General features: G+C 73.9%; 1 protein-coding gene (only partly in view). It reads right to left on the bottom strand.

Going from position 1 to position 14,910, the window contains the following annotated elements:
- On the bottom strand, nucleotides 1–14,910 hold the 3' portion of the coding sequence (locus tag BMW88_RS42705; protein WP_218148058.1) for a type I polyketide synthase. 12,777 nt of this gene lie beyond the right edge of the window; the window shows 14,910 of its 27,687 coding nt (coding positions 12,778–27,687); the start codon falls outside the window, past its right edge — the gene reads right to left on this strand; its stop codon occupies nucleotides 1–3.

Raw genomic sequence — 14,910 nt, forward strand, 5'->3', positions numbered from 1 at the left:
CTAGTTCATGGCGTCTCCGATCGCCAGACGCAGGAGGGCCTCGCCGTCCATGTCGTCGATCGATTCCGCCTCGGCTGCAAGCACAACATCTCCGGCGCTGTTGTTTTCCCCACTGTCCGCGGCGAGTTGGAGCACCAGGTCCAGCAGGCCGGCCTTGCGCAGGCGGCTGACCGGGATCGACGCCAGGGCGTCGCGGATGTGCGCGTCCGGGTCGTCGGCCTCGTCCGCGGCCTCGCCGAGCAGCTCGGTGCGGATGAACTGGGCCAGCGCCGCGGGCGTCGGGTAGTCGAACACCAGGGTGGCGGGCAGCGCCACGCCGGTGACCGCCTTGAGCCGGTTGCGCAGGTCCACGGCCGTCACCGAGTCGAAGCCCACGTCGCGGAACGCCCTGGACGGCCCGAACGCCTCGGCGCTCTCGAAGCCCAGCGTCGCCGCGGCCTCGGTGCGGACGAGGTCCAGAACCGTGCGCGTGCGCTCGGCCTCCGGCAGCGCCAGCAGCCGCTCCTTGAACCCGGAGTCCGCGGTTTCCGGCTCCTGCAGGGCCTTCTGGACCGACGGGATGCCCGACAGCAGCGGGCTCGGCCTCGACGCGGTGAAGCTCGGCGCGAACTTCTCCCAGTCCGTGTTGGTGATCGTGAGCGACGTGTGGCCGTCCTCGACCGCCTGTTGCAGCGCGGTGATCGCGAGGTCCGGCCGCATCGGGTGGACGCCGCGCCGGCGCAGCTGCTCGGCGCCCTCCTCGTTCTCCGTCGCCATTCCGGAGCCGGCCCACGCGCCCCAGGCGATCGACGTGGCCTGGAGGCCTCGTGCCCGGCGGTAGTGCGCGAGACCGTCGAGGTAGGCGTTCGAGGCGGCGTACGCGGGTTGCGCGCCGCTGCCCCAGCTCGCCGCGCCGGACGAGAAGAGGATGAACGCGTCCAGGTCGCCCGTGAGCTCGTGCAGCAGCCACGCCGACGTCATCTTGGCCTTGAGCAGCCGGTCGAGCTGGTCGATGCCGAGCGCGTCGGTCGGCGCGTTGCCCTCGACGACACCGGCCGCGTGCACGACGGCGCTGAGGTCCGGCACGCTGTCGATCACCGCCTTCAGGCTCTGGCGGTCCGAGACGTCGCAGGCCGCGATGGTGACGCGCGCGCCGAGCTCCTCCAGCTCGGCCCGAAGCTGCGCCGCACCGGGGGCCTGCTCGCCGCGGCGGCTGGTGAGCAGCACGTGCCCGGCGCCGCGGCCCGCGACCCAGCGGGCGACGTGGCCGCCCAGCGCGCCGGTGCCGCCGGTGATCAGGACCGTGCCGTGCGGGTTCCACTCGACCGGTTCCGGCGCGCGCTGCGCCGGGACGAGCCGCCTGGCGTGGACGCCGGTGTCGCGGACCGCGAGCTGGTCCTCGCCGCCGCCGTTGGTGATCGCGGCGACGAGACCCTGCTCGATCTGGCCGTCGACGACCTCCGGCAGGTCGACCAGGCCACCCCAGCGGCGCGGCAGGTCGAGCGCGGCGACCCGGCCCAGGCCCCACAGCGCCACCTGCTGCGGGTGGGCGACGGGGTCGTGGGCGCCGGTCGAGATCGCCTGCCTGGTGACCGCCCAGAACGGCGCGGTGCTGCCGGCGTCGCCGAGCGCCTGCAGCAGCAGGACGTTCAGCGCGAGGCCGGCGGGAGTCGACGTGAACTCGGGGTGCGGCTCGTCGTCGACGGCGAGCAGCGAGATCACGCCGACCGGTTCGATGCCGGCCAGCTCGGTGGCGAGCAGCGCGCGTTCGGCGTCCCTGCGGACGGTGACCCGCACGACGTCGTCGCCGAAGGCCCGCAGGACCCCCTCTACCCACTCGTCGTGGTCCTCCGGGACCGCGGCGAGCCAGGTGCCGTTGATGCCGGTCGCCTGGACGCCGCGCAGCAGCTGCCACGAGTCGCGGTAGCGCCATCCGTCCACAGTGGACTGGGCTTGCTGCCTCGCGCGCCATTCCCGCAGCGCCGGGACGACGTCGCCGGCGTCGACGCCGAGCGCCTCGGTGAGGCCGCCGTTCTCGACGAGCTGCCAGAACGCGCTGTCCTCCGCGCTGACGGCCTTCTCGGCCGCCTTCGGCCAGAACCTGCTGCGGCTGAACGGGTAGGTCGGCAGGTCGATCCTGCGACCTTCGCACCGCCAGCGGACGTCGAGGCCCGCGACCCACGCCTCGGCGAGCGAGGTGGTGAAGCGGTGCCGGTTGCCCTGGTCGCGGCGCAGCGAGCCGATCGCGACCAGCTCCGCGCCGTCGGCGTCGGCGGTGGCCTGCGCGGACATCGTCAGCACCGGGTGCGGGCTCGCCTCGACGAACACGCGGTAGCCGTCCTCGACGAGCAGGCGGGTGACCGCGGCGAACTCGATGGGCCGGCGGGCGTTCTCGTACCAGTAGGCGGCGTCGAGGACGGCGGTGTCGATCCGTTCCGCCTTGACCGTCGAGTAGAACGCGATGTCGCTGGAGCGCGGCGTGATGGTCCCGAGGAGGTCCAGCAGCTTCTCGCGCAGCGGTTCGACCTGCGGGCCGTGCGAGGCGACCGTCGAGGCCACCACCCGCGCGCGGATCTCCCGCTCCTGGCAGAGCCGCACGAACTCGTCGAGCTCCTCCAGCGCGCCGGCGACCGTGCAGGCGCTCGGGCTGTTGATGCCCGCGATGGACAGGGCGGGCCAGGGCTCGATGAGCTCGCGCGCCTGGTCGACGGGCAGCGCCACGGAGGCGACGGCGCCGTTGCCGACGAGCTCGTCCGCGAAGAGCTGCGAGCGCAGCACGACGATCCTGGCGGCGTCGTCGAGGCTGAGCGCCCCGGCGACGTAGGCGGCGGCGATCTCGCCCTGGGAGTGGCCGACGACCGCGGCGGGCTCGACGCCGTTCGCGCGCCACGTCTGGGCGAGCGACACCATGACCGCGAACAGCGTCGGCTGCAGGACCTCGATGCGTTCCAGCAGCTCCGCCTCGCCGCGCAGGACGTCGACGACCGACCAGCCGACGAGCTTGCCGATCGCCGCGTCGCACTCGCGGACCCAGTACGCGAACGTCTCGTCCTCGTCCAGCAGCTCGACCGCCATGCCGTGCCACTGCGAACCCTGACCGGGGAACACGAACACCGGCGCGCTCTCCTGCGCGACGCCCTGGACCACTTCGTCCCCGATGAGCACCGCACGGTGGTCGAACACCGACCTCGTCGTCAGCAACGAGTACGCGATGTCGTTCACATCGCCTTCCAGCGCGCGCACCTGCTCGATGCGGGCCCGCAGCGAGGCCGGCGACTTCGCCGACACCACCAGCGGAATCGATCCCGACTGTCCCCCCTGGGGGGAGTCCGAGGTCCCCACTCCAAGCGTCCCACGGGAGGCCGACGAATCCTGGTCCGCGAGATCGACGACGAGGGACTTGTCCACAGGCGCGGAGTTGTCCACAGCGGCGGAGGAGGCGGTTGACGCGGGTGCTTCCTCCAGGATCATGTGGGCGTTGGTGCCGGAGATGCCGAACGCGGAGACGCCGGCGCGGCGCGGGCGGCCGTCGCTCGACCACTCGCGGGGCTCGGTGAGCAGTGCGACGGAGCCCGCGGACCAGTCGATGTGGGACGATGGCGCGGCGACGTGCAGGGTCCGCGGCAGCAGGTTGTTGCGCAGGGCGAGCACCATCTTGATGACGCCGGCGACACCCGCGGCGGCCTGCGTGTGGCCGATGTTCGACTTCACCGAGCCCAGCCACAGCGGCGTCGACCGGTCCGCGCCGTAGGTGTTGATCAGGGCCTGGGCCTCGATCGGGTCACCCAGGGCCGTGCCGGTGCCGTGCGCCTCGACGGCGTCGACGTCGCCGACGGACAGACCGGCGTTCGCGAGAGCAGCACGGATCACGCGCTGCTGCGACGGGCCGTTGGGCGCGGTCAGGCCGTTGGACGCGCCGTCCTGGTTGACCGCCGAGCCGCGGATCACCGCGAGCACCTGGTGCCCGTTGCGCTCCGCGTCGGACAGCCGCTCCAGCACGACCATGCCGACACCCTCGGACCAGCCGGCGCCGTCCGCGTCGTCGGAGAACGCCTTCGACCGGCCGTCCGCCGCCAGCGCACCCTGGCGGGTGAGCTCGGCGAACGCGTACGGCGTGGTCATGATCGTCGCACCGCCGGACACCGCGAGCGAGCATTCACCGCTTCGCAGCGCCTGCACGGCGAGATGCATGGCCACGAGAGAGGCCGAGCACGCCGTATCAACGGTGACGGCCGGTCCCTCGAAGCCGAACGTGTAGGACAGGCGGCCGGAGATCACCGACGCCGCGAGGCCCGTGGCCGCGTGGCCCTCGGTGTCCTCGGCCGAGTTGGTGAGCAGCGTCGCGTAGTCCTGGCCGTTGGTGCCGACGAACACACCGGTCTGCGAGCCGCGCAGCGACAGCGGGTCGACGCCGACGCGTTCCAGCGCCTCCCAGGTGGTCTCCAGCAGGAACCGCTGCTGCGGGTCCATCGCCATCGCCTCGCGCGGCGAGATGCCGAAGAACGCGGGGTCGAAGTCCGCGGTCCCGGCGAGGAACCCGGCCTCGCGCGTGACCGAGGTCGCCAGCACCGACTCGAGGTCCCAGTCGCGGTCGTCCGGGAACGCGCCGATGCCGTCGCGCCCGTCGACCAGCAGCTGCCACAGCTGTTCGGGGGTGTTCACGTCGCCGGGGAAGCGGCAGGCCATGCCGACGATCGCGATCGGCTCGTCGGCACGCTGGGCCGCCACCTCGGTCTCGACGGGCCCGCCCCGCAGGTGGTCGGCGAGGCGGCGCGGCGTCGGGTAGTCGTAGACGAGCGACGCCGGCAGGGTCTTGCCGGTGGCGGCGGAAAGCTGGTTGCGCAGCTCGACCGCGGTCAGCGAGTCGAAGCCGAGGTCGCGGAACTCCTTGTCCACGCCCACCGCGTGCGGGCCGGCGTAGCCGAGCACCGACGCGACGGCCGTGCGCACGGTCTCCAGCACGTCACCGGTCATGACCGGCTTGCGCTCACGCGCCTTGGGCTTCTCGGGCAGGATCGCGATGGCGATGGTCGGCGCGTCTTCCGCGACCGCGTGCCACATCGACGCCACGGCCAGGTCCGGCCGCATCGTGATGGCGCTGAGGTCGGCGCCGACGCCGCCGGCCATGCCGGAACCGGCCCAGGCGCCCCAGGCGATCGACGTCGCCGGCAGGCCCTGCGCACGCCTGTCCCGCGCGATGGCGTCGAGCACGGCGTTGGCGGCGGCGTAGTTGGCCTGGCCGGGGTTGCCGAGCGCTCCCGCGACGGAGGAGAACAGCACGAACGCGTCCAGCTCGCGCTCGCGGGTCAGCTCGTCGAGGACGAGCGCGGAGGCGACCTTGGACCGGAACACGTCCGCGAACCGGTCCGGCGCGAGGCCTTCCAGCACGCCGTCGCTCAGCACGCCGGCGGTGTGGACGACGGCGTTCGGCCGGTACCGGTCCAGGAGCTGCCGCACGGCTTCGCGGTCCGCGACGTCGCACGCCACGACCTCCGCGCCCAGCTCCGCCCGCAGCTCCTCGGCGCCCGGTGCGGCGAGCCCGCGGCGGCTGACCAGGACGATCCGGTCGACGCCGCGGTCCTTGAGGTCGCGGGCGACGTGCGTGCCGAGCGCGCCGGTGCCGCCGGTGACGATGACGGTGCCGCGCGGCTCCCACATCGCGCCGGCCGGGGCCGCGGCGTCGTAGCGGCGGGCGAACACGCCCTCGGCGCGGATCTCGACCTCGGGTTCGTCGCCGGCGAGGACGGCCGCGAGCGGCGCGACGTCCCCGGTGACGTCGACCAGGCCGCCCCACTGCGCGGGCAGCTCCAGGGCGGCGACCCGGCCGAGGCCCCAGACGGCGCTCTGCGTCGGGCTCGTCCGCGCGCCGCGCGTCACGGCCCACACGGGGGTGGTGACGCCCTTGCGCGCCAACGACTGCACCAGTTCCATGGTCGCGATCACGCCGCGCGGCACGCCATTGGCGTCGGCCTCGTCGTCGAGGGCGAGCAGCGACACGATTCCGTCGAACGGCGTGTCCGGGACCTCCGGCACGATCGTGCCGCCGATCGCCGCCGCGACCTCGCGGGCGAAGTCGTCCTCGGCGCCGAGGACGAGCCAGGTGCCGGAGACCTCGCCGCGCGGGGTGATCTGCTCCCACGACTCGCGGTGGCGCCACGAGTCCGTGACGTGCTTCGTGCGGTCGACCGGCTCCACGTCGAGCACGGTCGGCCAGTAGCGCTCGCGCTGGAACGCGTACGTCGGCAGGTCGACCCGCCGTGCGCCCGTGCCGTCGAACAGCGCGCCCCAGTGCACGGTCGCGCCGCTGACGTGCAGGCGGGCGAGCCCGGCGACGAACGCCTGTTCCTCGCCGCGGTCCTTGCGCAACAACGTGATGCCGCTGACCATCGCGGACAGGACGCCGTCGGGGCCGATCTCCAGGAACGTGCTGCCGTCGAGCGCGCGCACCGTGTCGTGGAAGCGCACGGTCTCCCGCACGTGCCGGACCCAGTACTCGGGTTGCCGGACGTCCCCGTTCGTGACGAGCGGGATCGCGGGGCTGTTGAACGAGATCCCGGCGATGGCCGCGCGGAAGTCGTCCAGCACCGGCTCCATCAACGGCGAGTGGAAGGCGTGGCTGACCTGGAGCTGCTTGACCTTGCGCGGTGCGGCAGCGGTGAGCTGCTCGACGACCCGCTGCGCCTCCTGCTCGGCGCCGGCGATGACGACCGCGCGCGGGCCGTTGACGGCGGCGAGGGACACGCCGGGCGTGAGCAGTGGCGTGACCTCGTCCTCGCTCGCCTCGACCGCGAACATCGCGCCACCGGCGGGCAGTGCCTGCATCAGCGAGGCGCGGGCGGAGATGAGCGTGCACGCGTCTTCGAGGCTGAGGACCCCGGCGACGTGGGCGGCCGCGATCTCGCCGATGGAGTGGCCCGCGAGCCGGTCGGCCCTGATGCCGAACGACTCCGCCAGCCGGTACAGGGCCACCTCCAGGGCGAAGATCGCCGGCTGGGCGTTGCCGGTCCGGTTCAGCGCCTCGGCGTCGTCACCCCACATGACCGACCGCAGCACGGGGTCGAGGTGCGCGAGCACGGCGTCGAAGGCGTCGGCGAAGACCGGGAACCGCTCGTAGAGGTCCCGGCCCATGCCGAGGCGCTGCGAGCCCTGCCCGGTGAACAGCAGCGCGAGGTCGTGCTCGCCCGCCTCTCCCCTGGCGATCTCGACGCCGTCGACGAGCACCACCCGGTGCTCGAAGGCGCTGCGCGACACCGCCAGCGAGTAGGCGAGGTCGAGCTGCGGGGCGTCGACGGTGCCCAGTGCGGCGAGCTGGGCGGCCAGCGCCTCCGGCGACCGGCCGGACACCACGAGCGGCACCACCGACGCGGTGGTCGTGACCTCGGGGTTCTGGGCGGTGACGGCGGGCGCCTCCTCGATGATCACGTGCGCGTTCGTGCCGGAGACGCCGAACGACGACACACCGGCGCGGCGCGGGCGGCCGGTCGCGGGCCAGTCCCGCCTTTCCAGCAGCAGCTCGACGTCGCCGGTCCGCCAGTCCACGTTGGACGACGGCGCGTCGACGTGCAGGGTCTTCGGCAGCACGCCGTTGCGCAGCGCCATCACCATCTTGATCACACCGGCGACGCCGCCGGCGGACTGCGGGTGGCCGAGGTTGGACTTGACGGAACCGAGCAGCAACGGCGTCTCCCGGTCCTGCCCGTAGGTCGCGAGCACGGCCTGCGCCTCGATCGGGTCGCCGAGCGTGGTGCCCGTGCCGTGCGCCTCGACGGCGTCCACTTCGGACGGTGCCAGTCCGGCGTTGGCGAGGGCCTGCCGGATCACCCGCTGCTGCGACGGGCCGTTGGGCGCGGTCAGGCCGTTGGAGGCGCCGTCCTGGTTGACGGCGGAGCCGCGCAGGACGGCCAGCACCTCGTGGCCGTGGCGGCGTGCGTCCGACAGCCGTTCCAGCAGCACCACGCCGGCGCCCTCGGACCAGCCCGTGCCGTCGGCGGCCTCGGCGAACGCCTTGCAGCGCCCGTCCGGGGCCAGCCCGCCGGCCGCGGTGAACGCGGTGTAGGCGTTCGGCGTGCTCATGACCGCGACACCGCCGGCGAGCGCCAGGTCGCACTCGCCGTTGCGCAGGGCCTGCGCGGCCCAGTGCATCGCGACGAGCGACGAGGAGCAGGCCGTGTCGATCGTGACCGCGGGGCCTTCCAGGCCGAGCAGGTAGGAGATGCGGCCGGAGAGCACCGAGGCGGAGAACGCGGTCGTCGCGTAGGGGCCGGTCTCCTCGGCCGACCGGTTGAGCAGCGACTCGTAGTCCTGGCCGGTGGTGCCGACGAACACGCCGGTGGAGCTGCCCTTGAGGGTGGTGGGGTCGATGCCCGCGCGTTCGAGGGCCTCCCAGGACGTCTCCAGCAGCAACCGCTGCTGCGGGTCCATCACGACGGCCTCGCGCGGCGAGATGCCGAAGAAGCCCGCGTCGAAGTCGGCGACGCCGTCGAGGAAACCGCCCTCGAACGTGGCGCTGGTGAGCCGCTCCAGGTCCCAGCCGCGGTCGGCCGGGAACCGCGAGATCACGTCGCGTCCCTCGAACACGAGGTCCCACAGCGCTTCCGGCGTCGTCACGCCGCCGGGGTAGCGGCAGCCGATGCCGACGATCGCGATGGGGTCGTCGTTCACGTTCGCCGCCGCGCGGACCTCGACCTGCCGGGTGCCGCCGAACAGCTCGTCGCCCAGGTGCCGCGCCAGGCTGGTCGCGGTCGGGTAGTCGAAGACGAGGGTGGCGGGCAGCGCGAGGCCGGTGGCGGTCTTCAGCCGGTTGCGCATCTCGACGGCGGTGACCGAGTCGAAGCCCAGCTCGCGGAACGCGCGGCCGGCGGGGACCTGGTCGCTGTCGGCGTGGCCCAGGGTCTTCGCGGCCTCGGCGCGGACGAGGCCGAGCAGCGCGCGCTCGCGTTCGGCCTCGGTCAGCCCCGACAGCTGCCGGCGCAGCTCCGACTCCTCGACGACCTCGTGCGACGCGAGGGCCGCGCGGACCTCGGGGATGCCGCCGAGCAGCGGGCTCGGGCGTTCGGCGGTGAAGCTCGGCGCGAACTTCGCCCAGTCGATGTCGGTGACGGTGAGCTGCGTCTGGTCGTCGGCGACGGCCTGGCGCAGCACCTTCATGGCGAGCTCCGGCGGCATCGCGGCGATGCCGATCCGGTGCAGCGCCTCGTACATGCCGTGGTCGGCGGCCATGCCGGCGTCCGCCCACGCGCCCCACGCGATCGACGTCGCCTTCAGGCCGCGTGCGCGGCGCAGGTGGGCGAGGCCGTCGAGGTAGGCGTTGGCCGCGCCGTAGGCGGGCTGGCCACCGCTGCCCCAGCTCGCCGCGCCCGACGAGAACAGGATGAACCGCGCGTCGGGTGCGAGCTCGTGCAGGTGCCGGGCGGCGGTGATCTTCGTGTCGAGCAGGGCGGTGACGTCGTCGTAGCGCAGCTCGTCGATCGGGGCGTCGCCGGTGCCGATGCCGGCCGCGTGCACGACCGTCGTGAGGTCGTCGATGCTCGCGAGCAGTGCCGCCAGCGCCTCGCGGTCGGCCGCGTCGCAGGCGGCGACCGTGACCCTGGTGGTCTTCTCCAGCTCCGCCGCGAGCTCCCGGGCGCCCGGCGCGTCGAGGCCGCGCCGGCTGACGAGCACCAGGTGGGCGGCGCCCGCCCGGGCCATCCAGCGGGCGACGTGGCCGCCGAGCGCGCCCGTGCCGCCGGTGATCAGCACCGTGCCGGACGCCTCGAACTCGGGGCCGTGCGGGGAGCTCGCGCGGACGAGGCGCCGGGCGAACACGCCGTTGTCCCTGATCGCGACCTGGTCCTCGGAGCCGGTCAGCACCGCCGCGAACCGGTGCGCGGTCTTCTCGTCCAGCGTCGCGGGCAGGTCGACCAGCCCGCCCCAGCGGCGCGGCAGGTCCAGCGCGGCCACGCGGCCGAGGCCCCAGATCGCGGTCTGCTCCGGGTCGACCTCCTCGCCGGCGACGGCGACGGCGTTGCGGGTGACGGCCCAGATCGGTGCGGTGACACCGGCTTGCGCGAGTGCCTGGACGAGCGTGACGGTCGCCCGCAGGCCGGTCATGGCGATGACGCCGTCGATCGTCTCCGGCAGGCGTGCGACGAGGTCCTCGCGGCTGATCAGCTCGTCGACCTCGAGGTGCGCGGCGCCCAGCGCGTCGACCACGTCGGCGGCCGGGGCGCCGGAGGTGACGACGAGCCACGTCCCGGTGGGCGTGCCGCTGACGGGAACCGGGGTCCACTGGTCGCGGTAGCGCCACCTGTCCACAGTGGACTCCGCCTTGCGGCGGCTGCGCCATTGCGCGAGGGTGTGCGCGACGTCCCGCTCGACGCCCAGGTCCTCCAGGCCGCCGTTGTCGACGAGCTCCCAGAACTCGGCGTCCACCGGGTCGGAGGTGTCCTTGACGAGCGGCTCCGGCCAGAACCTCTGGTGGTCGAACGGGTAGGTCGGCAGCGCGACCCGCCTGGCGGCCGGGTACCGCCACCGGACGTCGAGCCCGGCGACCCACGCCTCGGCGAGCGAGGTGGCGAAGCGCCGCCTGCCGCCGTCGTCGCGGCGCAGCGAGCCGATCGCGACGAGCTCGGCGCCGATCGCCTCGGCAGTCTGCTGCGCGGGCAGCATCAGCACGGGGTGCGCGCTCGACTCGACCAGCACGCGGTGGCCGTCCCGCACGAGCTCCTCGACGACCCGCGCGAAGCTGACGGGCTGCCGGGCGTTCTGGAACCAGTACTCGGCGTCGAGGGTGGCGGTGTCGATCCGCCCGGCCGTGACGGTCGAGTAGAACGGCACGCTGCCCGACCGCGGCGTGATGTCCGCGAAGAGGTCCAGGATCCGCTCGCGCAGCCGGTCGACCTGCGCGCAGTGCGAGGCGACGGTCGAGCCGATCACGCGGGCCCGGACGTCGCGGGCGACGCAGCTCGCGACGAACTCCTCCAGCGCCGGGACGGCGCCGGCGACGGTGCAGGCGTGCGGGCTGTTGACGCCCGCGATGGCGAGCTCCGGCGGCAGCAGCTCCGCCACCTCGCTCGCGGGCAGGGCGATGCTGGCGACGGCGCCGTTGCCGACGAGCTCGTCCGCGAAGAGCTGCGAGCGCTGCACCACGATCCGCGCGGCCTGGTCGAGCGTGAGCGCGCCCGCGACGTAGGCGGCGGCGATCTCGCCCTGCGAGTGGCCGACGACCGCGGCGGGCTCGACGCCGTTGGCGCGCCACGTCTGGGCGAGCGAGATCATGATCGCGAACAGCGCGGGCTGCAGGACCTCGATGCGGTCCAGCAGCTCGGCGTCGCCGCGCAGCACCTCGATGACCGACCAGCCGACGTGCGCCGCGATGGCGCGGTCGGCCTCGGCCATCCAGTGCGCGAACGTCTCGTCCTCGTCGAGCAGCGCGACGGCCATGCCGTGCCACTGGCTGCCCTGGCCGGGGAAGACGAACACCGGGCCCGGCCCGGCGTCGGCCGCGGTGCCCTCGACGACCTCGTCGCCGACGATCACGGCTCGCTGGTCGAACCGGCTGCGCGCCGTCAGCGAGAAGCCGACGTCGTTCGCGGGCACGCCGGAGGCCACCAGCGCCTTGATCCGGTCGACCTGCGCGCGCAGCGACGCCGCCGACTTGGCCGAGATGGCCAGCGGAACCGCTGCCGCCTCCTGCGGAATCGATTCCGGCTGACCGGCCCCCCGGGGGGCGCCGGCCCCCACTCCCATCGTCTCAGGCAGGTCCGACACTTCCGGGGCCTCGAGGATGACGTGGGCGTTGGTGCCGCTGATGCCGAACGAGGACACGCCCGCACGGCGCGGCCGTGAGACCTCCGGCCAGTCGCGGGTGGACGTGAGCAGCTCGACGGCGCCCGCGTCCCACTCGACGTGCGAGGACGGCGCGGACACGTGCAGCGTGCGCGGCAGCACGCCGGTGCGCAGCGCCATGATCATCTTGATGACGCCGGCGACACCGGCGGCCGACTGGGTGTGGCCGATGTTCGACTTGACCGAGCCGAGGTAGAGCGGTTCCGCGCGCTCCTGGCCGTAGACCGCGAGCAGCGCCTGGGCCTCGATCGGGTCGCCCAGCGCGGTGCCGGTGCCGTGCGCCTCCACGGCGTCGACGTCCGCGGGGGCCAGGCCGGCCGACGCGAGCGCGGCGCGGATGACCCGCTGCTGCGACGGGCCGTTCGGCGCGGTGAGGCCGTTGGACGCGCCGTCCTGGTTGACCGCGGTGCCCTTCACGACCGCGAGGACGGGGTGGCCGTTGCGCACGGCGTCGGACTGGCGTTCCAGCACGAGCAGGCCGACGCCCTCGGAGAACCCGGTGCCGTCGGCGCCCTCCGAGAACGCCTTGCAGCGCCCGTCCGGCGACACGCCCCGCTGCCGGGAGATCTCGATGAACGTCGCGGGCGTCGACATCACCGCGACACCACCGGCGAGCGCGAGCGACGACTCGCCCGTGCGCAGCGACTGCACGGCCAGGTGCATCGCCACCAGCGACGACGAGCAGGCCGTGTCGATCGTGACGGCCGGTCCCTCCAGGCCGAGCACGTAGGAGACCCGGCCGGACGCGACCGACGGCGACGACCCGGTGCCGTGGTGGCCCTCGAACTCGCCGCCGAGCAGCTGCGCGTAGTCGTTGTACATGACACCGGCGAAGACACCGGTGTCGCTGCCGCGCAACGACACCGGGTCGATCCCGGCGCGTTCGAACGCCTCCCACGCCGTCTCCAGCAGCAGGCGCTGCTGCGAGTCGGTGGCCAGGGCCTCGCGCGGGGACATGCCGAAGAAGGCCGGGTCGAACTCGCCGGCGTCGTGCAGGAAGCCGCCGACGCGGGTGGACGAGGTGCCGGTGTCGTCGCCGGAGAACAACGCGTCGAGGTCCCAGCCGCGGTCGGACGGGAACTCGGAGATCGCGTCGGTGCCGTCCAGCACGAGCCGCCACAGGTCCTCGGGGGTCTTGACGCCACCGGGGAACCGGCAGGCCATGCCGACGACGACGATCGGGTCGTCGTCGGAGGCGGTGCGCGTGGCGACGGCGGCGCCGCCGTCCGCGCCGAACAGCTCGTCGCGCAGGAACGCCGCGAGCACGTGGGCGGTCGGGTAGTCGAACACCAGCGTGGCGGGCAGCCGCAGACCGGTGGCCGCGGTGAGGCGGTTGCGCAGGTCGACGGCGGTGAGCGAGTCGAAGCCGAGGTCGCGGAACGCGCGGGAGGCATCGAAGCCCTCCAGCGCGAGCACGGCGGCGACCTGCGCGCGGATCAGGTCGAGCAGGGCGTCGAGGCGTTCGGCGTCGCCCAGGGGACGCAGCTTCGCGGCCAGGCCGGTCGCCGCGTCCGAGCCGGCGACGGCGCGGCGCGCACGGGTGCGGATCAGGCCGCGCAGCACCGCGGGCACCTCGCCCTGCGCGCGCAACGTCGCGAGGTCGAGGCGCGCGGGCAGCAGCACCGCCTCGCCGGTGGCGAGCGCCGCGTCGAACAACGCGGTGCCCTGCTGCGGCGTGATCGGCGGCATTCCGGCGCGCACCAGGCGTTCCCGGTCGGCGTCGGTCAGCGAGCCGGTGAGGCCGACCGTGGCCTCCCACGTGCCCCAGGCCAGCGAGACGGTGTTCGGGCGGTGTTCGGCGAGCGCGTCGAGGAACGCGTTGCCCGCCGCGTAGTTGCCCTGCCCGGCGCCGCCGAGGATGCCGGCGGCGGAGGAGAAGAACACGATCCTGGCGTCGGGCAGCAGCTCGTGCAGGTGCCACGCGGCGTCGACCTTGGGACGCAGCACGGTGTCGAGCTGTTCGGGGGTGAGCGACTCGATGACGCCGTCGTCCAGCACGCCGGCGGTGTGCACGACCGACTTCACGGTGCGCTTCTCCAGCAGCCGCCGCAGCGCCTCGCGGTCGCTGACGTCGCACTTGACGACCTCGACGGTCGCGTCGACGTCCCAGTCGGGTGCGCGGCCGCTGCGGCTGGCGAGGACGAGCTCCGTGACGCCGTGCTCGGCGACGAGGTGCCGGGCGATCACGCCGCCGAGCCCGCCCGCGCCGGTGATCAGGACGGGGCTCTCCCAGGTGATCTCCCGGGTGATCTCCCGGGCCGCGGCGGCGCGGGCGAGCCGCGGCACCAGGACCTGTCCGCGGCGGAGGCGCAGCTGCGGTTCGCCCGCGGCGAGAGCCCGCGCCAGCACGGCGTCGTCGTCGACGTCGGCCAGCACGAACCGGCCGGGGTGCTCGGTCTGCGCCGACCGCACCAGGCCCCAGACGGCCTGCCCGGCCAGATCTCCTTCGCGGGTGACGAAGACGAGCCGTTCCGCGCGCTCGCCCGCGATCCACTCCTGGAGCTTGGCGAGGACGCGCGCCGTGAGGGTCCGCGTCGACTCGATGACGTCGCCGTCGCCCACGACGTGCTCGATGACCACGTCCTGCGCCGGCTCGGACGGCAAGGCGACGGGCGTCCACTCGACGCGGAACAACGAGTCGCGGTCGATCTCGTCGCGCGGCACCGTCACCGGCCGCACGACGAGCGACTCGACGGTGGCGACCGGCTGGCCCGTGGTGTCGGCGAGCGCGATCTCCATGTCGTCGCCGCGGGAGCGCAACCGGACCCGCAGCTCCGTCGCGCCGGTGGCGTGCAGCGACACGCCCTCCCACGAGAACGGCAGTCCCGCGCCGTCCTTCGCGAGCAGCGCGGCGTGCAGCGCGGAGTCCAGCAGCGCCGGGTGCAGGCCGAAGCCCTTGGTCTCCTGCGTCGTCACGACCTCGGCGTACACGTCGTCGCCGGCGCGCCACACCGCGCGCAGGCCCTGGAACGCGGGCCCGTACTCGAAGCCCATGTCCGCGAACCGCTCGTAGGCTCCTTCGACGTCAACGGGTTCCGCGGCCGGCGGCCACGCGGTCGCGTCGAAGTCGCCGGCCGCGCCGGTCCGGGACAGCGTGCCGGAGGC

The organism is Lentzea xinjiangensis, from assembly GCF_900110955.1.
In the GTDB taxonomy this organism is placed as follows: domain Bacteria; phylum Actinomycetota; class Actinomycetes; order Mycobacteriales; family Pseudonocardiaceae; genus Lentzea; species Lentzea xinjiangensis.